Origin of the sequence: Castellaniella sp. (assembly GCF_049650445.1) — a bacterium.
GTDB lineage: Bacteria > Pseudomonadota > Gammaproteobacteria > Burkholderiales > Burkholderiaceae_B > Castellaniella.
Genome location: NZ_JBASAD010000004.1, coordinates 1 through 19981, shown reverse-complemented (window position 1 = coordinate 19981; position 19981 = coordinate 1). Strand labels below are relative to the sequence as shown.

The following is a 19981-nucleotide window of genomic DNA, read 5'->3' as shown; positions in this document are numbered from 1 at the left end:
CCGCAGGCCCCGTCGGCCGGTCAGCCGGCCGCCGGTAACGACAAGGGTCCTGCAGCGACGCCGGTCTGATCCGATCGCGACCTCCTATGCCTGACCATCTTCAGTGCGGGCGTTTCCGCTTGTCCTTGGAGCGCCCCCTGGTCATGGGGATCGTGAACGTCACGCCGGACTCGTTCTCCGACGGTAACGTCCATTTCCGGGCCGACCAGGCCGTCGCCCATGCGCGCCTTCTGGTCGAAGAAGGCGCCGACCTGCTGGATATCGGGGGTGAGTCCACCCGCCCCGGCGCTCAGGCGGTGCCCGCCGACGTAGAGCTGAACCGCATCCTGCCTGTGATCGAGGCCCTGCGTGACTGCGGTGTGCCTCTGTCCGTGGACACCTGCAAGCCGGTCGTGATGCGGGCTGTGCTGGCTGCGGGCGTCGACATGATCAACGACATCGGTGGCTTTTCGGTGCCGGGCGCGGTCCAGGCCGTGGCCGACGCCGACTGTGCGCTGTGTCTGATGCACATGCGGGGCGAGCCGCGCACCATGCAGGATGCCCCGGCTTATGCAAACGTGGTCGCCGAAGTCCACGACTACCTGAACCAGGGCGCGCAGCGCCTGCGCCAGGCAGGCGTCGCGGCCGACCGCATCGTGCTCGATCCCGGATTCGGGTTCGGCAAGACGGCGGCGCATAATTACACCCTGCTGCGGGATTTGCCGCAGGCCGTGGGTCAGGAATATCCCAGCCTGCTCGGCTTGTCGCGCAAATCCATGATCGGCGCCGTCACGGGACGCCCTGCGTCCCGGCGTCTGGGCGGCAGCGTGGCGGCGGCGCTGGCCGGCGCGATACGGGGCGCGCATATTCTGCGCGTTCATGATGTGGCCGACACCGTGGATGCCCTGCGGGTCTGGTCGGCCGTCGAACAAGGAGTCCGTGCATGAGCGCACGCAAATATTTCGGGACCGACGGGGTGCGAGGCATCGTCGGCGGTGATCGGATCAACGCGGAATTCGCTCTGCGGCTGGGCTACGCGGCGGGCCGCGTGCTGGCGCGCGGCGCGGTGTCCGCCGGACGGCCGACCGTGGTCATCGGCAAGGACACCCGCATTTCCGGCTACATGCTGGAATCCGCGCTGGAGGCCGGCCTGTCGGCCGCCGGGGTGGACGTGATGCTGGCCGGGCCGATCCCGACGCCGGCCGTCGCCTATCTGACCCGCGCCTGGCGCCTGGCCGCCGGGATCGTCATCAGCGCGTCTCACAATCCGCACTATGACAACGGCATCAAGTTTTTTTCCGGGGCCGGCACCAAGCTCCCCGACGAGACCGAGGCCGCCATCGAGGCGCTGCTGGAAGAGCCGCTGGGCTGCGCCGATTCGGCCGGCCTGGGCCGCGCGCGGCGCATCAGCGATGCCGCTGGCCGCTACATTGAATTCTGCAAGAGCACCTTTCCCAACGAGCTGGACCTGCAGGGCCTGAAGATCGTGGTGGACGCGGCCAACGGCGCCGCTTATCACATCGCGCCGCACGTGTTCCGCGAACTGGGGGCCGAAGTCTCGGTGATCGGCTGCGAGCCCGACGGCTTCAACATTAATGAAAAGGTCGGCGCCACTCATCCCGAAACGCTGGTCGCCGCTGTGGCAGCCCAGAAAGCAGATCTGGGCATCGCCCTGGACGGCGATGCCGACCGCCTGCAGATGGTGGATGCCTCCGGCCGCCTGTTCAATGGCGACGAACTGCTCTACGCCATCGTGCGCGATCGCGCGCGCATGCAGCCCATCCAGGGGGTGGTCGGCACGCTGATGACGAATTTCGGCTTTGAGCGCCGCATGCGCGAACTGGGCATTCCGTTCGAGCGCGCCAAGGTCGGCGACCGTTATGTGCTGGAGGTCCTGAGCCGGCATGGCTGGCTGTTCGGCGGCGAAAGCTCCGGCCACCTGCTGTGTCTGGATCGCCACACCACGGGCGATGGTATCGTGGCCGCCCTTCAGGTGCTGGCCGCCATGCGGCATTCGAACGCGTCCCTGGCCGAGCTGGTGGCCGATCTGTCCATGTACGCCCAGAAAATGGTCAACGTGCCGCTGGCACCCGGACTGGACTGGCAGACGCACACCGGCCTGAAAGAGGCCTCGGATGCGGTGCGCGCGACATTGGGCGAACGCGGCCGGGTGCTGATCCGAGCCTCGGGCACAGAACCCAAGCTGCGTCTCATGGTCGAGGCCGAGGACGAGGCACTGGCCGAAGAAGGCGTGCGCCGTCTCGTGGCGGTCAAGCTGGCCTGAGCGCCGCTGTCACATGATTCACACAGAGCACCGGCAAAATAATCCCGATCACCTCACTTTCGGGATTTCGCCATGCTCGCCCATACTGCCTCCCTGCCCGCAGGATCAATGAAACGCATCGATTGGCCCGGGGCCGAGGCCGGTGGACTGGCCTTGATCATCGCTGAGACCCAGAAGGACCTGGAGGCCCTGCAGCGCTTGCGGTTCCGGGTGTTCACGGAGGACATGGGTGCGCGGTTTCCGAACGCCGTGGGCGATCGCGACGTCGATCGCTTCGATCCCTGGTGCGCGCATTTCATGGTGCGCGACATGGGTGCCGACCGGGTGATCGGCACCTACCGGTTGCTGACGCCCGAGGCCGCGCGCCAGGCGGGTGGCTATTACTCCGAATCCGAATTCGATCTGACGCCGCTGGCGGCGCTGCGCCCGCAACTGGTCGAGGTGGGCCGTTCCTGCATCGACGCGGAATTCCGGCATGGCACCGCCATCATGCTGCTGTGGTCGGGGCTGGCCCAGGTCATGATGCGGGGCGGCTATCGCTATATGCTGGGCTGCGCCAGCGTCAGCCTGCGTGACGGCGGAGTCACGGCCTCCGAGGTCTGGCGCCGGGCGTGCACACTGATGGCGCGCAATCCCGATACACCGCGAATCCAGCCCTTGCATCCCTATCCTGTGGATCGCCTGAACAGTGTGCTGCCGGCGCGGGTGCCGCCGCTGATCAAGGGTTATCTGGCGCTGGGGGCGACGATCTGCGGCGCGCCGGCCTGGGACCCGGATTTTCACACCGCCGATTTTCCGATCCTGCTGGATCTGGAACGGCTGGATGCCCGGTATCGGCGGCATTTCGGGATCGCCTGATCCTTGCGGGGTGCCGGCCGTTCGCGCGGCGGCAGCCTGCGGCACGCCAGGGGGCGACACGGCGCCCGTATTCAGCTTTCGCTGATGTCCAGCACGAACCCGGCTTTGCGCCAGATCGCAGCCTCTTTTTTCAGTCGCATGCCGCTCAGAGGGTGGGCTGCCAGCCAGTGCGCCGGGATGTCCAGGGTGATGTGCTGATCCTGAGCCTGCAGATTCAGGGGCAGGGCACCCAGGGGTTCGCGGCGGCGCAGCAACAGAACCGCCAGACGCAGGCAGCACAGGGCCAGCCAGCGTGCCCGATCAGGCGCGTAGCCGCGGACCTTGGCCAGGCGCCCCTGATGGCCCAGTGCCAGGAAGGCCAGCAGCCGCTGATCGTCACGAGAAAAGCCCGGCATGTCGGCGTGTTCCAGAATGTAGGCGCTGTGCTTGTGGTAGTCGTCTCGGGCGATCACCAGGCCGATTTCATGCAGCTCGGCTGTCCAGGTCAGCGCCCGGCGCAGTTCGGGTGTGTCGGGATCGGCTTCCAGGCCGAGCTGGTCAAAGAAGCGCAGCGCCAGGGTCCGCACGAAGCCGGCCTGGGCGGTGTCGAGCTGGTAGCGACTGCGTATCTGGCGCACGGTCTCGTCGCGCCGGTCCTGATGCGAATCGCGGCCCAGCAGATCGTGCAGCACGCCGATGCGCAGGGCGCCGTCGCCTGCCCGCATCCGGTCGATGCCCAGCTCCTGGAAGGCGGCGATCATGATGGCCAGGCCGCCGGGCAGCACCGGTACGCGTTCCGCTTTCAGACCGGCCCAGTCCTGCAGGCGGACCTCGCCGGCCCTCACCAGGGCGGCGCGCAGCCGTTCCATGCCCTCCAGGGTGATGTCCCGGAGGCTGAGACCGTTTTCCAGCAGGATGGCCAGCAGGCCCTTGGCGGTACCCGACGAGCCGTAGGCTTCTTGCCAGCCCGTGCTGCGGTAACGGCTGGCGATGGTCTCGATGGTGCCGCGTGCCGCCAGGACCGCCTGGCTCATACGGGCCTCGGTGATGCGGCCCTGGGGAAAGAATTGCCGCGTCCAGGTGGTGCAGCCCAGTTCCAGCGAGGCCAGCTCCAGGGGATGGTCACCCAGGCCGATGACGAATTCTGTGGAGCCCCCGCCGATGTCGATCACCAGGCGGCGGTGGCTGGACAGAGGCAGGTCCTGGATCACGCCCAGGTAGATCAGGCGGGCTTCTTCCTGGCCGGAAATGATTTCGATCGGAAAGCCCAGGGCGCGTTCGGCCGCAGGCAGGAACTCGGCGGCGTTGCGCGCCACGCGGAAGGTGTTGGTGGCCACGGCGCGGACGTTGGCAGGGGGGAACCCGCGCAGCCGTTCGCCGAAGCGCCGCAGCGCCGCCAGGGCCTGATCCAGGGTGGCGGCGTTGATGCGCTTGTGCTCGTCCATGCCGTTGGCCAGGGCGACCAGTTCGCGCAGCTTGTCTTCGGCGTAGATCTGGACTGTGCCGTCGTGGCGCACGATGCGCCCGATGGATAGCCGGAAGGTGTTCGAACCCAGGTCGATCGAAGCGAGCCGGTTATCCATGGCCTTACCAGAAAGTGTCACACTGTGCGATTATAGTGGCCGATTCATGACAGGATTGTGAGGCGCGAATGCGGGCCGTCGAGGAAATGCCGGTTCTTCTGAACCGTGAATTGTCGGTGCTGAAATTCAACGAGCGGGTGCTCTCCATGGCCGAGCGCACGGACGTGCCTGCGCTCGAACGGCTACGCTATCTGTGCATCGTCGGCTCGAACCTGGACGAGTTTTTCGAGATCCGCATGGCCAGCCTCAAGGAGCAGCAGCGCCAGACCCCGGATATTCGAGGCGTGGACGGCATGACGCCCGACGAGGCCTTCGACCGGGTGCAGCGCGCCGCGCACACCCTGGTGGATCGCCAGAACCGCCTGCTGACCGGCGAGGTCATGCCCAAGCTGATGGAGCACGGGGTGGGCCTGATCTATTCGACGGGCTGGACCGATCTGCAGCGGGAATGGGCGTACGGGATCTTCCGCCGCGATGTGATGCCGCTGCTGACCCCCATCGGGCTGGACCCGGCGCATCCCTTCCCGCGCGTCTACAACAAGAGTCTGAATTTCATCATTGCGCTCAGCGGCGAGGACGCATTCGGCCGTGAGGGCCACATCGCCATCGTCCAGGCCCCGCGCGCGCTGCCGCGCATGATCAAGGTACCCGCCGAGATCGCCGGCATCCCCGACGGCTTCATGCTGCTCACCACCCTGATCAATGCCTTCGTCAGCGACCTGTTCCCGGGGATGAACGTCCAGGGCTGCTATCAATGGCGGGTGACGCGCAACAGCGACCTGTTCGTGGACGAGGAAGAAATCACCAATCTGCGCCAGGCTCTCCAGGGCGAACTCTCGCAGCGCAATTTCGGGGCCTCGGTGCGCCTGGAAATCGCGCACGCCATGCCGCCCGACCTGGAATTGTTCCTGCAACGCGAATTCAGTCTCGGGTCGGCGGATACCTATCGCGTCAACGGTCCGGTCAATCTGGCCCGGCTGATGCAGTTGTGCAGCCGGGTCAGCCGCGCCGACCTGGAATATCCGGCCTTCCGGCCGCGCATGCCGGCGCCTTTCGACAGCGGTCTGGAGCGGCCCGACGAACTGTTTGCGGCCATCGCGGCGCGCGATCACCTGCTGCACCACCCCTACCAGTCTTTTCAGCCGGTGCTGATGTTTCTGCGCAGCGCGGCGCTGGACCCTCAGGTCGTGGCCATCAAGCAGACCATTTACCGCACCGGCGAAGACTCCGAACTGATGGGGCTGCTGCTGTCGGCGGCGCGGGCGGGCAAGGAAGTCACGGTGGTGGTCGAACTGATGGCGCGTTTCGACGAGCAGACCAACATCAACTGGGCCGCGCGCCTGGAAGAGGTCGGCGCCCACGTCAGCTACGGCGTCGTAGGGCACAAGACCCATGCCAAGATGGCCCTGGTGCTGCGCCGCGAGGACGGCCGCATCCGTCGCTACGGGCACCTGGGAACGGGTAACTACCACCCGCGCACGGCGCGCCTGTACACCGATTTCGGCCTGCTGACGGCCAACCAGCAGATGTGCGAGGACATGGATCAGGTGTTCTCCCTGCTGACCGGCCTGGGCGCGCGCCGCGAACTGAAGCTGCTGCTGCAGTCGCCCTTCACCCTGCACGAGACCGTGCTGCGTCTGATCCGTTCGGAAACCGAATTCGCCCGCGCGGGCAAGCGGGCGCGGATTCGCGCCAAGATGAACTCCCTGCTGGAACCCACAGTGATCCAGGCCCTGTACGAGGCCAGCCAGGCGGGGGTGCGCATCGACCTGATCGTGCGCGGGGCCTGCGCGCTGCAGGCCGGCGTGCCCGGCTTGTCCGATCGTATCCGGGTGCGTTCCATCATTGGCCGCTTCCTGGAGCATTCACGGGTATTCTATTTCTACCAGGACGGTGCCGAACCGCTGTACCTGTCCTCCGCCGACTGGATGGACCGCAATTTCCTGCGTCGGGTGGAACTGGCCTTTCCGGTGCTGGACAAGCGGCTGCGGCGTCGGGTCATCGACGAGGCCTTCACCTTTGCCTGGCGGGACAATCAACTGGCCTGGGCGGCCCAGCCCGATGGCCGCTATCTGCGTGTGCGCAACCGCCGCGCCGGTTTCAATCTGCACCAGCATTTGATGACGCGGCTGGAGTAAGGGGCGGGTGTCATGAAAGCGTCTTTTTCCTGTCATGAAACTGTCACTTCAGCCCCCTATCATGTCGTCCTGACGGTCCCGGAATCCCGAGATCGTCGATCATCTCAGACCACATAGGGTTCAAGACATGTTCAAACGAATTCTGACGCAATGCGCCGCTGGCCTGGCCCTGATGGCCGCCGCGGGCGTCGCGGCGCAGGCCGCCGACTTGACGGGGGCGGGTGCCTCTTTCCCGTATCCGATCTACGCCAAGTGGGCGGCCAAATACCATGAAACCACCGGCAACCGCATCAACTACCAGTCCATCGGCTCGGGTGGCGGCCAGCAGCAGATCATCGCCAAGACGGTTGATTTCGGTGCTTCGGACGATCCGATGAAGCCCGAAGACCTGGCAAAGAACGACCTGGTCCAGTTTCCCGCCGTGATCGGCGGCACCGTGCCGGTCATCAACCTCGAAGGCATCAAGGAAGGCCAGCTCAAGCTGACCGGCCCGGTGCTGGCGGACATCTTCCTGGGCAAGATCAAGAAATGGAATGACCCGGCGATCGCCGATCTGAACAAGGACCTGAAGTTGCCCGCCAAGGGCATCGTGGTGGTCCACCGTTCGGACGGTTCGGGCACGACCTTCGGCTGGACCAACTACCTGTCCCAGGTGTCTCCCGCCTGGAAAGAACAGGTCGGCCAAGGCAAGGCGGTCAAGTGGCCCACCGGTCAGGGCGGCAAGGGCAACGAGGGCGTAGCCGCTTACGTGCGCCAACTGGCCAATTCCATCGGCTATGTGGAATACGCCTACGCTCACCAGAACGGCCTGGCCTGGGCGCAACTGCAGAACCGCGACGGCCAGTTCGTGCAGCCCTCGCAAAAGGCGTTCGCGGCGGCGGCTTCGCACGCTGACTGGAACTCGGCGCCGGGCATGGGCCTGGTTCTGAACAACGAGCCGGGCGCGGATTCGTGGCCGGTCACGGCGGCGACCTTCATCCTGGTGCACGGCAAGCAGGCCGACCCCAAGCGCGCCCATGAAGTCCTGGCCTTCTTCGACTGGGCCTGGCGCGAAGGCGGTGCCATGGCCAGCGAGCTGGACTACGTGCCGCTGCCCGACGACGTGACTGCCAAGATCCGCAGCGTCTGGACCGAACAGGTCCGCGGCGAGGACGGCTCGGCGGTCTGGAAGTAACTCTGGAAGCCATGATGCAGCGCAGCCTTTTGGTAGATGCCGGTTTCCGGCACCTGACTCGCCTGTTCGCGTTCTTCGTCTTTATTCTGCTGGCCGGAATTCTGGCGTCCCTGGTGTACGGCAGCCGGGATTCCTTGGTCGAATACGGCCTGCCGTTCCTGTGGAATAACGATTGGGACCCCGTGCGGCACCATTACGGCGCGCTGGTGCCGGTGCTGGGTACCGTGATCAGCGCCTTTCTCGCGCTGCTGATCGCGGTGCCGGTGTCTTTCGGCATCGCGATGTTCCTGACCGAACTGGCCCCCGTCTGGCTGCGCCGCCCGCTGGGCGTGGCGATCGAGATGCTGGCTGCGATTCCGTCCATCATTTATGGCATGTGGGGCCTGTTCGTGTTCGTGCCCCTGTTCCAGGAATACGTCCAGCCGCATCTGGTGGATTTCTTTGAAGGCATTCCGGTGCTGGAGCACCTGTTCGGCGGGCCGCCGATGGGCATCGGCCTGTTCACGGCGGGCCTGATCCTGTCCATCATGATCATTCCTTTTATCGCGGCGGTGATGCGCGACGTGTTCGAACAGGTTCCGCCCCTGCTCAAGGAATCCGCCTACGGTCTGGGCAGCACCACCTGGGAAGTCGTCTGGAAGATCATGCTGCCCTACACCAAGCATGGTGTCATCGGCGGGATCATGCTGGGCCTGGGCCGTGCACTGGGCGAGACCATGGCGGTCACCTTCGTGATCGGCAATGCCTTCAACCTGCCGTCCTCGATCTTCTCGCCGTCGAACTCCATCGCCTCGGCCCTGGCCAATGAATTCAACGAAGCCGGTGGCCTGCAGAAATCGGCCTTGCTGGAATTGGGCCTGATCCTGTTCCTGATCACGACCGTGGTGCTGGCCCTGTCGAAGTTCATGTTGCTGAAACTGTCGCGCAAAGAAGGCACGAAACACTGATGGCCCTTTCCGATTCCTCCATCGCCCTCGGCAATCCGATCTATCGGCGCCGGCGCCTGTTCAATCGCCTGATGCTGGGACTGTCAGGCCTGGCGCTGGGTTCGGGCCTGTTCTGGCTTGCCTGGATCATCCTCACGCTGCTGCTCAAGGGCGGTTCCGCCTTGTCCCTGACCCTGTTCTGGGAAAGCACCCCGCCGCCCGGGGCCGACGGCGGCCTGCTGAACGCGATCATCGGCAGTGTGCTGATGTCGGCCGTGGGCACGCTGATCGGCACGCCCATCGGCGTGCTGGCGGGCACCTACCTGGCCGAATACGGTCGCCGGGGCTGGCTGGCGCCGGCCACGCGCTTTTTGAACGATGTGCTGCTGTCGGCACCGTCCATCATCATCGGTCTGTTCATCTACGCCATTTACGTCGCGCAGGTCGGTCATTATTCGGGTTGGGCGGGCGCGTTCGCGCTGGCCATCCTGGTCATTCCGGTGGTGGTCCGCGCCACGGACAATATGCTGAGCCTGGTGCCCAACAGCCTGCGCGAAGCCGCCGCCGCCCTGGGCTGCCCGCAGTGGCGCATCGTCGTCTTCATCTGCTATCGAGCCGCGCGCTCGGGTATCGTCACCGGTGTCCTGCTGGCCGTGGCCCGCATCGCCGGCGAGACCGCGCCGCTGCTCTTTACGGCCCTGAACAACCAGTTCATGTCGCTGAACATGAACGCCCCCATCGCCAACCTGCCGGTGGTGATCTTCCAGTACGCTGCCAGCCCCTTCGAGGACTGGAACCGGCTGGCCTGGGCGGGCGCCGCGCTGATCACCCTGCTGGTGCTGGGGATCAACATCGCCGCGCGCAGCCTGTTCCGCAAATAAACCGCTTCCGATCATGATCCTGAATCCGTCTCCGTCCGCAGCCCGAGAACGCACGAAGCTGGCCGTGCGCAACCTGAACTTCCATTACGGCAGCTTCCATGCCCTGCGCGACATCAATATGGATATCGCGGAAAACAAGGTCACGGCGTTCATCGGCCCGTCGGGCTGCGGGAAGTCCACGCTGCTGCGCACCTTCAACCGCATGTTCGAGCTGTATCCAGGTCAGCGCGCCTCCGGAACCATCGAACTCGATGGCGAGGACCTGCTGAATTCCAAGCTGGACATTTCCCTGATCCGCGCCAAGGTCGGCATGGTGTTCCAGAAGCCCACGCCGTTTCCCATGAGCATCTATGACAACATCGCCTTCGGCGTGCGTCTGTTCGAGCGCCTGAGCAAGGGCGAGATGGACGAGCGCGTGGAATGGGCCCTGACCAAGGCCGCCTTGTGGAACGAAGTCAAGGACAAGCTTGGGCAGAGCGGCAACGGCCTGTCCGGCGGCCAGCAGCAGCGCCTGTGTATCGCGCGCGGCGTGGCCATCAAGCCCGAGGTCCTGCTGCTGGACGAGCCGTGCTCGGCCCTGGACCCGATTTCCACGGCCAAGATCGAGGAACTGATCGCGGAACTGAAGTCCGACTACACCGTGGTCATCGTCACCCACAACATGCAGCAGGCGGCGCGCTGTTCCGACTACACTGCCTACATGTATCTGGGCGAGCTGATGGAATTCGGTCCCACCGACCAGGTCTTCATCAAGCCTGCGCGCAAGGAGACCGAGGATTACATTACCGGGAGATTTGGATGAGATCGGACTAGGAATGGTCCCTGCGGACCATTCCTAGCCTATCGAATCCGAGCGGCGTGCAAGCCGCGAGGTGGGCAGTCCGTGCCGGAATCAACCGAACCCTGTCCGCATTCTATTTCCCCTGATGCATCGTCCGTAACTGCCCCCGCTGCACCTTGCCCGTAGTCGTCATGGGCAGGCTGTCCATGAACTCGATCAGCCGGGGGTATTCGTGTGCGGCGACCTTGCGGCGCACGTGGTCCTGGATTTCCGCCACCAGCGCGGCGTTGCCTGTGTAGCCCTCGTTCAGCACGATGCAGGCTTTGACGATTTCCGTGCGTTGCGGGTCGGGCACCCCGATCACGGCCGCCAGGCGCACGGCAGGGTGGCCCAGCAGGCAATCCTCGATCGGCCCGGGGCCGATGCGGTAGCCGGCACTGGTGATGACATCGTCGCCACGGCCCTTGAACCAGAGATAACCGTCTTCGTCGCAGACGCCCCGGTCGCCCGTGACCAGCCAGTCGCCGATGAAGGCGCGGGCGGTGGCCTGCGGGTTTTGCCAGTAGTGCAGGAACATCACCGGATCGGGGCGGCGCACGGCGATGTGGCCCTCGGTCCCGGGCGGCTGGATGGCGCCGGTCCCGTCGATGATGCGCACCTCGTGGCCCGGCACCGGCCGGCCCATGGCGCCGATGCGAGGTTCGAACAGGGCGGCGCAGGACGAGACGATCATATTGCACTCGGTCTGGCCGTAGAACTCGTTGATGGTCACGCCCAGCGTGGCGCGGCCCCAGTCGATCAGTTGCGGCCCCAGGGATTCGCCGCCGCTGGCCACCGAGACCAGGCTCAGGCGGCCGTGGTGCTCGGGGTCCTGCAGCGTGCGCAGCATCTTCAGCGCCGTGGGTGGCAGAAAGGTGTGGCTGACCTGGTGACGCGCCATCAACTGCCAGGCGACGGCGGCATCGAACTTCGTGAAACGGCAGGCCAGCACGGTCACGCCGTGGTGCCAGGACGGCATCAGCACATCCAGGAGACCGCCGATCCAGGCCCAGTCCGCCGGAGTCCACATCAGGGTGGCGCGGTCCGGGAAGAAATTATGGGACATTTCCACCCCCGGCAGGTGGCCTAGCAGCGCCCGGTGGGCGTGCAGCGCGCCCTTGGGCTTGCCGGTGGTGCCGGAGGTATAGATGATGAGCGCCGGATCATCGGCGGCGGTGTCCGCGGGCCTGAAGCCCAGGCCGTTCTGCGCTTCGATCGCCGCCCAGAACGAGGCCTCGCCGGTGTCCGTATCGATATCCAGCACGCAGCCCAGTTCCGGCAGATCCGGGCGGATTTCGGCGATCTTGTTCAGGCCCTCGGTGTGGGTGATCAGCGCGCGGGCGCCTGAATTGCCCAGGCGGTAGTGCAGGGCGTCGGTGCCAAACAGCGTGAACAGGGGCACGGCAATGGCACCGAGCTTGTAGGCCGCCAGATGGGCCAGCGCTGTTTCCAGCGATTGCGGCAGCAGAATGCCCACCCGGTCTCCCCGGGACACGCCCCGGGCGCGCAGGGCGAGCGCCAGCCGGTCGGACCAGTGTTTGAGCTGGTCGAAAGTGTAGTGCCGCGCCGGGGCGTCGCCGTGATCCACGATCAGGGCTTTGCGGCCGCTGCCGTCGGCCCAGCGGTCGCAGACGTCCACACCGATGTTGTAGCGCTCCGGGACGATCCAGGTGAATGCGTCCCGGGTCTGCCGGTAGTCGCCTTGCGCGTGCAGCATGATGTCTCCTCTTCGTTCGCTCCGCGAAGCTGGCGGGGCATGGAGATCATGGTACAGCGTGGCTCCCCTGACCGTCATTCATTTCCGGTTCATGCGCTTCCTGATATCGTGGGAACCATCGATTGAACGAGAGGAGTCTGCGATGCTTCGCCGAGGGATGTTGGCGGTCGCCCTGGTCCTGGGGCTCGGGGCCACAGGTGCGGGAGCGCATAATCACGACCGGGACTTGGCCGAACAGTTGCAGGCAATGGGCGAAGTCCTGCCGCTGCCGGACGTGCTGGCGCGTGTGGCGCGAGATTATCCAGGGCAGGTCCTGAAGGTCGAGTTCGAGCAGGAAAACGACCATTGCGACGGCGCGCGCGGCAAGTCCGAGGACTGCTGGATCTATGAACTCAAGATCCTGCAGGACCAGGGGCGTCTGACCAAGCTGAAGGTCGACGCCCGCACCGGCGAAACGCTATGGGTGGGTACGCGGCCGCTGCGCCATGACGGGAGGCATCGATGAGACTGCTGATTGTCGAGGACGAGCCGATGCTGGCTGCCCAGTTGAAGTCGGCGCTGGAAAAATCCGGCTATGTGGTCGATGTGGCGGCCGATGGCCTGGACGCCGAGCATCAGGGGCTGAGCGAACCCTACGATCTGGTGGTGCTGGATCTGGGCCTGCCCGGACGTGATGGGCTGACGGTGTTGCGATCCTGGCGCGAAGCGGGGCGGACGATGCCGGTGCTGATCCTGACGGCGCGTGACAACTGGCACGACAAGGTGGCTGGCATCGACGCCGGTGCCGACGACTATCTGACCAAGCCCTTTCACCAGGAAGAACTCGCGGCTCGCGTGCGTGCGTTGCTGCGCCGCGCGGGTGGACACGCCACGGCCGATATCCGTTGCGGACCGCTGCTGCTGGACACACGCCAGACCCGCGTCCTGCTGGACGATGCGCCGCTGGACCTGACCAGCCACGAATACCGGGTGCTGGCCTATCTGCTGATGCATCAGGACGAAGTCGTGTCCCGCAGTGAACTGGTGGAGCACATCTATGCCCAGGACTTCGATCGCGATTCCAACACCATCGAGGTCTTCGTCGCCCGCCTGCGGCGCAAGATTCCCCCGGGTCTGATCCAGACGGTGCGTGGCCTGGGCTACCGCCTGTCGGCCGACCCGCAATGAAGGCGCGGCATCCCTCGCTGCGCCTGCGCCTGCTGGCCGTCACCCTGGCCTGGACGCTGCTGAGCGTGGCGCTGGCCGGCTGGGGCATCCAGCGTCTGTTCCGCCAGCACATCCAGGCGCAACTGCAGTCCGAACTCGATATCCACCTGAATCACCTGACCGCCGCGCTGCAGGTCGATGAGCAGGGCCAGGTTTCCCTGTCCACCCTGCCGACCGACCCGCGCTTCAGTCATCCGTTCTCGGGCCTGTACTGGCAGATTTCCGTCCCGTCCGCCGGGACGCGTTTCGCCCAACTGCTGCGCTCCCGTTCCCTCTGGGATGCGCATCTGACGGACATGGTCGGCGGCCTGGAACCGGGGCACGACGTGGCGACGCAGGCGCCCGGTCCGGGCGGCAAGCCGTTGCGGATGCGGCTGCGCGAGGTCCATCCCGCCGAAGGCCCGATCGACACGCTGGTGCTGGCGGTGGCGGCGGACGAGGCCCTGTGGGCCGAGCCGGTCAGCCGCTTCGACCGCATGCTGGCCGTGGCGCTGGGCATCCTGGCGCTGGGCATGACGGCGGCCGCCTGGATGCAGGTCGGTTTCGGATTGCGGCCTCTGGCGCGGCTGCGTGAGCGGCTGGCCGCCCTGCGCTCGGGCAGGGCGGACCGGATCGAGGGCGAATTCCCCATGGAAGTCCAGCCGCTGGTCGAGGATTTCAATCTGGTGCTGGGACGCAACGCGGAGGGCCTGGAGCGGGCGCGGATGCAGGCCGGCAATCTGGCGCACGCCTTGAAGACGCCGCTGGCGGTGATGGTCAACGCCGCGCAGGCGGGCGATCCGGACTTGCCGCGCCTGGTGACCGAGCAGGTCGAGGCCGCCCGGCGTCAGGTGGATTACCACCTGGCCCGCGCCCGAGCCGCAGCGGCGGTGCGTGTGACCGGCCTGCGCAGCCCGATCCTGCCTTTGCTGCAGGGGCTGGTGCGGGTCATGGAGCGCGTCCACGCCGAGCGTGGATTGGTCTACGACCTGAGCCAGGTGGCCGAGGATCTGGCGTTTCGCGGCGAGGCTCAGGATTTTCAGGAGATGCTGGGCAATGTGCTGGACAACGCCGGGAAATGGGCCCACCGGCAGGTACGTGTCACGGCCCACAGCAAGGACGGAGAACTGGAAATCTGGGTGGAGGACGATGGCCCCGGCCTGAGTCCCGAGCGGGCCGAACGGGTCTTCGAGCGGGGCCAGCGGGCGGACGAGCGCACTCCGGGTTCGGGTCTGGGCCTGGGGATCGTGCGCGATCTGGCCGACCTTTATGGCGGCTGGGCGCGGATCGAGGCCGGCGCGCTAGGTGGTGCGCGGGTAGTGATGACGCTGCCGGCGGCCTGAAGACCCGGCGATGAAAAAAAACGGCCCGCCAATGGCGGGCCGTGTCGCATGCGGGCGATGCCGCGCGATCAGTTCCAGCGGCCGTTGCGGCCCCCCAGACTGTAGGCGCCCGCACCAAACAGCGTGACGGCGATGCTGGTGAACAGGAACATGCCCTGCAGTTCCAGCGCCCAGCCGCCGCTCTTGCCCAGCGTGAACAGTTCGTTCATGTGCACCAGGCCGAAGACGAACAGCATATTGAGGATCAGGATCAGGCCGCCCAAGCGGGTGAACAGGCCGAGAATGATCAGGACCGGCGCGACGATTTCGCCGATGTAGACGCCGTAGGCGATAAAGCCGGGCAGGCCGCGCTGGTCCAGCATGCCCACGAGCCAGCCCACGCCGCCGTCCAGCTTGCCCAGGCCGTGCAGCAAGATCAGAATGCCCAGGCTCAAACGCAGAATCAGCTTGCCGAGATCGTCATACGCGGAAGAAGACATGGAGTTCCCTTGGTCGTGTTGGTCGGGGCGATAGGATTCGAACCTACGACCCTCTGGTCCCAAACCAGATGCGCTACCAGACTGCGCTACGCCCCGACTGGACCGCAGATTCTAACATGAGCCCCAGACCGGGCATGGATGGTTTTTGAGTGTCGAATAACGGTACAGTATTCACATTCTGGGCCATGCGCATGAATCAAAAATGGGTGGGGGCAGCGGTGACGCCGGAACAGCTCTTGAAGGTCGAACGCGGCTTGTTGGCAGGCACTTTGTTGGATGATGCCTGGAACGCGGCCCTGGTGCAGTGTGCGGAATTGGTGGGCGCGTCTTATCTGGCGGTGATGACCCGTGACCAGCGCACGGGGCAGTTCCGTATCCTAGAGCCTGTCGATGCGCCGCCGCGTCTGCTGGAAGATTTTGAAAACGAGTTCCGGGACATCAACCCCTGGAACATCGTCGATGTGCTGTCACGCGATGGTGAAACGCGTCTGGATTGGGAAGTGCTGGGGCGCGACGTGATTCGCAAAGATCCTTTTTATCAGGATTTCATGCGTCCCCACGGCCTGTCTCACACCATGGGGCATCGGGTGGATGCCTTCGAAGGCGTCAGCAGCTACCTATCCATCCATAAGCGGCTGGGCGACGCCCCATTCGACGCCGATGCCGTCGCAGTGCTGGCCGCTCTTCATGGCAGCCTGAGACAGGCTCTGGCCGTGCGTCAGAAACTGCGCGGTCTGGCGCAGGCGCAGGTCTGGCAGCGGGTCGCGCTGGACGCCTTGGATTTCCCCATCATGCTGCTGGATGCTTCGGGCGGCGTACGGCAAACCAACCGCGCCGCCGATGCCTGGCTGTCCGGACCCGGCGGCGGGCTGCTGTCGGCCAGAAAAACGGGACGTGACCAGCAGGCGCTGTTCGGCATCGTCCGGCAGGCCTTGGGAAAACCAGGCGAACCACCGCGTGCCGCTGCTCTGCGCTTGTCGTTCGACACCCCCTATGCCGGTACGGTATGCGTGGCGATTCCCGTGGACGAATCCGGCGGGTTTCACGCCGCCTGCGTTGGCGCGGCGCTGCTGATGATATGGCCGGCTCGACCCCGAGAGCCCGCGCAGGTCTTGCTGCGTCAGGTCTTCGGCCTGAGCGAAACGGAAGCCCGGGTGGCGGCATTGCTGGCGCAAGGGCGGACACCCCGGGAAATCGCCGGCTTGCGGTCCGTGACGGAAGCCACGGTCCGCTCGCATATCAAGTCCCTTTTCAGCAAGATGCACGTGCGCAGACAGCACGATCTGGCGCGACTGCTGACGGAATTGGCCCTGGTGGACACACCGTCTGATTAAGCCCGCGCCCCGGCGCGCCTAACCCGGCAGCCGCAGTTCCGGCAGCGTGTGTGCCCGATGCCGGTAGGCCCAGGTGGGCCACAGGGCGTGGGCCAGGGCGATGCGCCCGAGTTCCGGGTCCGGGTCCAGCGGCGTGTAGCCGTCCGGCGCGGCGTAGCGGTAGAAACTGGCGGGTTGGTGCGGTTCCAGCACCGCCAGGGTGTCGTCCCGCAGGTAGCCGTAGTGTTCTTCGTACTGCATCATGGCGCGGCCGCCCGCGTCTGCGCGCGTCAGGTCGTGACCGATCATGGGGTGCTCGTCGTCGATGCCGATCAGCGACAGCAGGGTCGGCGGCAGGTCGATCTGGCTGATGATGCGCTCGTCCTGGCGTGCTTCGACGCCTGCGCCCAGGATCAGGGCGGGGATGTGGAAATGGCGCAGCGGGATGCGCTGGGCGCCGCCGACGCGGGCGTCGTGGTCGGCCACGATCAGGAACACCGTGTCCTGCCAGTAGTCGCTGGCGCGGGCCTGTTCAAAGAAGCGGCCGATGGCCCAGTCTGCGTAGCGCACGGTGTTCTGCACCGTGGCGGGGTCGCCGTCGACCGGGATGCGGCCGGCCGGATATTCCCAGGGCGTGTGATTGCTGACGGAAAAGGCCAGATGCAGGGTGGGCTGTTCGCCGCCTTGCGACAGCAGCGTGTGCAGCTTGTCGAACATGTCCTCGTCGCTGGCGCCCCAGGTGCCGACGAAGGCGGGTGCCTCGAAGGTCGGCCGATCGTGCAGTTCGTCGAAGCCGTTGCCCAGGAAGAAGCTTTTCATATTGTCGAAGTGGGCCTCGCCGCCGTAGATGAAGCGTGAGCGGTAGCCGTGCCGTTTCAGCAACTGGGCCAGGGTGAAGAAGCGGCTCTGCGCGTCGCCCAGGCGCAGGGCGGCGTCCGACAGCGTGGGGGGGAAGCCCGCAGTCACGGCTTCCAGGCCGCGTACCGAGCGGGTGCCGGTGGCGTAGGCGCGGGTGAAATTCCAACCCTCGGCCGCCAGGGCGTCCAGGCAGGGCGTCAGGCCCTCGCCGCCCAGGTTGCCCACGTACTGGGCACCCAGGCTTTCCTCAACGATCAGCACCAGGTTGCGCGGTCGCGCGGGCCGCTGGCTGGCAGGCTGGCGGTGCAGGGTGGGGATGTCGGCCGGACCAGGCGGGATACCGGCCTGTGCCTGGATGATCGCGTGCAGTTCAGCGTCGGGCAGATCGCCGTAGACGTCGGCCGCCGAGCGTTCGTTCTTGATGGCATACAGGGCGAACAGCACGTTGTACAGGGAGGTCAGGGGCAGGGTGTTGAGCAGGCTGTCGCCGCACCAGGCCACCGAGGCCGGGTTGATCGGGCGGTGGCCCAGCGTGCCCCGGATGGCCAGCGCGATGACGGCGGCGAAGATCAGCGTGACCAGGACGCGCCAGGGCCAGGCGGGCAGGGGGTCGGGCTGCGCCTGGGCGAACAGCGCGTGGCCCAGCCAGGCGGCCAGGCCCAGGCCCACGGCGGCGGCCAGCAGGACCAGCTTGTAGCCTTTCCACAGCATGCCGAAGACTTCCTTGGGGTATTTCAGGTAGTCGATGTACAGGCGGTTGGGGCGGCTGTCGTATTCCTGGATGAACTGGGGCGTGGAGACCTCGAGCAGCACGAACAGCAGCCAGACGGCTTGCAGCCACAGTCCGGTCAGGAAAATCGCGGCGGGGCGGTCGCCCACCCAGGGCGCCAGCAGCAGCGGAATCCCGGCCCACATGGCGATCTGGTTCAGGTCGATGCGCAGGCCCCAGCGAAAGATCGGCCAGGGGCCGCCGGCCGCCCGGACGCGGGGCCACAGCCAGGCGGTCAGCAGCAGGCGGCTGAGAGTCAGCAGCGCCAGGGCCGCGAGGGCGAAAACCCCGATCTGGGTGAGCATGGAATGGATTCCTCAGGGCACCAGCGCGATGCCGATGCGAAATTGCGGGCTGGACTTTTGATCGTAACCCAGCAGCGTTTCCCCATAGCCGCGGAAATACTGCACGTACAGATGGCCGTTCATGTGCAGGAAGGTGCGTTTCAAGGGCCAGGCGGCTTCCAGTTGGGTGGCGTTGCGGCCTTCGGTACCCTGGCGGTACAGGCCCGACAGGATCAGGCCGTCATCCTGAGCCCAGCGCAGCTTCCAGTCAACGTAGCCCAGGGCGTTGCCGTAGCCCATGTCGCGGTCGGTCCAGACGTAGTATTTGAAGCGCGGCTGGAAGCTGAGCGTGCTGCCGCCGTCGAAGCGGTGGTTGAATTCCGGCTGGACGTACAGGTCGTTGATCGAACGGGAGTCTTCGCCGTCCTTGCCGTTGGACCTGTGTTCGAAACCCGTGTTCAGCCCCAGGGACCAGCGCTTGTCGGTGGTGGACCACAGCGCATCGCGCGCCCAGAACAGGCTGGGGTTATAGGTGGTGTCCACGAAGGGGATGGAGTTCGAGTGCAGATCCCACAGGGCGGTCTGGGTGTAGCCGAAATACCAGTTGTCCATGAAGTCGGGGTGAGCGGGGTCGTCAGGGCTGAACAGGCGGTACTTGAAGCTGACCTGAAAGCGGGCATTGGCGCCGTCGCGGTTGCCCGCCGCGAAATAGATCGGCTCGTAGGACGAGATCGCGTTGCGGAAGGTGTCGAAGGGCGACAGGCCGGTGGCCGGCTCGACCGGTGCCGTCGTCGCGGGGGCTTCCGCCAGGGCTGTGGCGGAAGCCGGGGCGGAGGTCGTGCCGGCGGTGGCCGCGACCTGGGTGCCTGACAAGCCATCCGCGCCCACCTGCAGCGCCAGCAGTGTGTCGGCCGCACTGTCCAGGCGCAGGGTCAGCAGGCCATGCGCGTTGGCCGGCACCTGGCCGCTCCAGGCCATGCGGGTGAACGTATTGGCGGGCAGATTAATGGCGTCCGGCGAGGACCGCAATTGGAAATGTGCGGGTGTGGCGTGTCCCTGGGCATCCACCCATTGCCCGGTCAGTTCCCGTGCGACCGGACTTGAAAGCGCTGCGCCAGTGTCGTTCGTCAGCAGGCCCTCCAGTTCGATCGGGCCGCCGGGGCTGGCCTGCGGGCTGGTCAGTCGATACGACAGCCCCGCATGTGCAGTGCCGGCCGTCAGGCAAAGGCAGCCGATGGCGAAGAAAAAGACGTGGCGCAGGCCTGTGTGGCGAAGACAAGGCATGATGTTGGAACCAAAGGCAGGGACGTGCCCGGAACTTTAGCATTTGCGGCCAGGGCGCACGTTTCCTGGTGTGTCCGGGTTGCCGGAACGGTTTGGGGAGGCCGTGATGTGCCGGGCTGCGCCGCAG

17 protein-coding genes and 1 tRNA gene are annotated in these 19981 nt (G+C 65.9%); 12 read left to right on the top strand and 6 right to left on the bottom strand.

Going from position 1 to position 19981, the window contains the following annotated elements:
* The first annotated feature begins 86 nt into the window (after positions 1–86).
* From folP to WA983_RS01225, 3 genes are all read left to right on the top strand, one after another.
* Entirely contained in the window at positions 87–926 is an 840-nt protein-coding gene (folP, locus tag WA983_RS01235) for a dihydropteroate synthase (protein ID WP_424250360.1), read from the top strand.
* Positions 923–2263 carry a phosphoglucosamine mutase gene (gene glmM, locus WA983_RS01230; protein ID WP_424250362.1) on the top strand — a complete coding sequence of 447 codons (1341 nt, stop codon included), beginning with the start codon at positions 923–925 and terminating at the stop codon, positions 2261–2263. Before folP ends, glmM begins: the two co-directional genes overlap by 4 nt.
* Before the next feature lie 108 nt (positions 2264–2371).
* Entirely contained in the window at positions 2372–3121 is a 750-nt protein-coding gene (locus tag WA983_RS01225; protein WP_424250364.1) for a GNAT family N-acetyltransferase, read from the top strand.
* Between the two features lie 71 nt (positions 3122–3192).
* Here WA983_RS01225 and WA983_RS01220 read toward each other — a convergent pair whose 3' ends face one another.
* Positions 3193–4683, bottom strand: a complete 1491-nt coding sequence (locus WA983_RS01220) for an exopolyphosphatase (RefSeq protein WP_424250366.1) — start codon at positions 4681–4683, stop codon at positions 3193–3195.
* Between the two features lie 68 nt (positions 4684–4751).
* On the opposite strand from WA983_RS01220, the gene ppk1 reads away from it, so the two are divergent.
* The 5 genes from ppk1 to pstB all read left to right on the top strand — a co-directional run bounded on the left by ppk1 (position 4752) and on the right by pstB (position 10604).
* Positions 4752–6821, top strand: coding sequence for a polyphosphate kinase 1 (ppk1, locus tag WA983_RS01215; protein WP_424250368.1), 2070 nt, complete (start codon positions 4752–4754; stop codon positions 6819–6821).
* 127 nt (positions 6822–6948) lie between these two features.
* Complete coding sequence (gene pstS, locus WA983_RS01210) at positions 6949–7995, top strand: phosphate ABC transporter substrate-binding protein PstS (protein ID WP_424250370.1); 1047 nt, start codon at positions 6949–6951, stop codon at positions 7993–7995.
* A gap of 11 nt (positions 7996–8006) precedes the next feature.
* On the top strand, positions 8007–8942 hold the full coding sequence (pstC, locus tag WA983_RS01205; RefSeq protein WP_424311503.1) for a phosphate ABC transporter permease subunit PstC: 936 nt from the start codon (positions 8007–8009) through the stop codon (positions 8940–8942).
* A complete protein-coding gene (gene pstA / locus WA983_RS01200) occupies positions 8942–9802 on the top strand; it encodes a phosphate ABC transporter permease PstA (RefSeq protein WP_424250374.1) in 861 nt (286 codons plus the stop codon). The genes pstC and pstA overlap by 1 nt, the downstream gene beginning before the upstream one ends.
* A 13-nt stretch (positions 9803–9815) precedes the next feature.
* Entirely contained in the window at positions 9816–10604 is a 789-nt protein-coding gene (pstB, locus tag WA983_RS01195; protein ID WP_424250376.1) for a phosphate ABC transporter ATP-binding protein PstB, read from the top strand.
* 112 nt (positions 10605–10716) lie between these two features.
* Here the strand turns inward: pstB and WA983_RS01190 are convergent, their stop codons facing one another.
* Positions 10717–12339: an acyl-CoA synthetase gene (locus WA983_RS01190; RefSeq protein WP_424250378.1), complete on the bottom strand. Its 1623-nt coding sequence runs from the start codon at positions 12337–12339 to the stop codon at positions 10717–10719.
* A gap of 142 nt (positions 12340–12481) precedes the next feature.
* Between WA983_RS01190 and WA983_RS01185 the strand changes: the two genes are divergently transcribed.
* Genes WA983_RS01185 through WA983_RS01175 form a run of 3 tightly spaced genes read left to right on the top strand, consistent with a single transcriptional unit; the run spans position 12482 to position 14867 of the window.
* A complete protein-coding gene (locus tag WA983_RS01185; RefSeq protein ID WP_424250380.1) occupies positions 12482–12844 on the top strand; it encodes a PepSY domain-containing protein in 363 nt (120 codons plus the stop codon).
* Complete coding sequence (locus tag WA983_RS01180) at positions 12841–13506, top strand: response regulator transcription factor (protein ID WP_424250382.1); 666 nt, start codon at positions 12841–12843, stop codon at positions 13504–13506. Before WA983_RS01185 ends, WA983_RS01180 begins: the two co-directional genes overlap by 4 nt.
* On the top strand, positions 13503–14867 hold the full coding sequence (locus tag WA983_RS01175; protein WP_424250384.1) for a sensor histidine kinase: 1365 nt from the start codon (positions 13503–13505) through the stop codon (positions 14865–14867). Before WA983_RS01180 ends, WA983_RS01175 begins: the two co-directional genes overlap by 4 nt.
* A gap of 68 nt (positions 14868–14935) precedes the next feature.
* On the opposite strand, the gene WA983_RS01170 is transcribed toward WA983_RS01175, so the two are convergent.
* A complete protein-coding gene (locus WA983_RS01170) occupies positions 14936–15346 on the bottom strand; it encodes a DoxX family protein (RefSeq protein ID WP_424250386.1) in 411 nt (136 codons plus the stop codon).
* 19 nt (positions 15347–15365) lie between these two features.
* Positions 15366–15442 (bottom strand) — tRNA-Pro (locus WA983_RS01165).
* Between the two features lie 95 nt (positions 15443–15537).
* Between WA983_RS01165 and WA983_RS01160 the strand changes: the two genes are divergently transcribed.
* Complete coding sequence (locus WA983_RS01160; protein ID WP_424250388.1) at positions 15538–16680, top strand: helix-turn-helix transcriptional regulator; 1143 nt, start codon at positions 15538–15540, stop codon at positions 16678–16680.
* Positions 16681–16698: 18 nt separating this feature from the next.
* Here the strand turns inward: WA983_RS01160 and WA983_RS01155 are convergent, their stop codons facing one another.
* Positions 16699–18591, bottom strand: a complete 1893-nt coding sequence (locus WA983_RS01155) for an LTA synthase family protein (protein WP_424311502.1) — start codon at positions 18589–18591, stop codon at positions 16699–16701.
* 12 nt (positions 18592–18603) lie between these two features.
* Positions 18604–19854: a phospholipase A gene (locus WA983_RS01150; protein WP_424250392.1), complete on the bottom strand. Its 1251-nt coding sequence runs from the start codon at positions 19852–19854 to the stop codon at positions 18604–18606.
* Positions 19855–19981 lie beyond the last annotated feature (127 nt).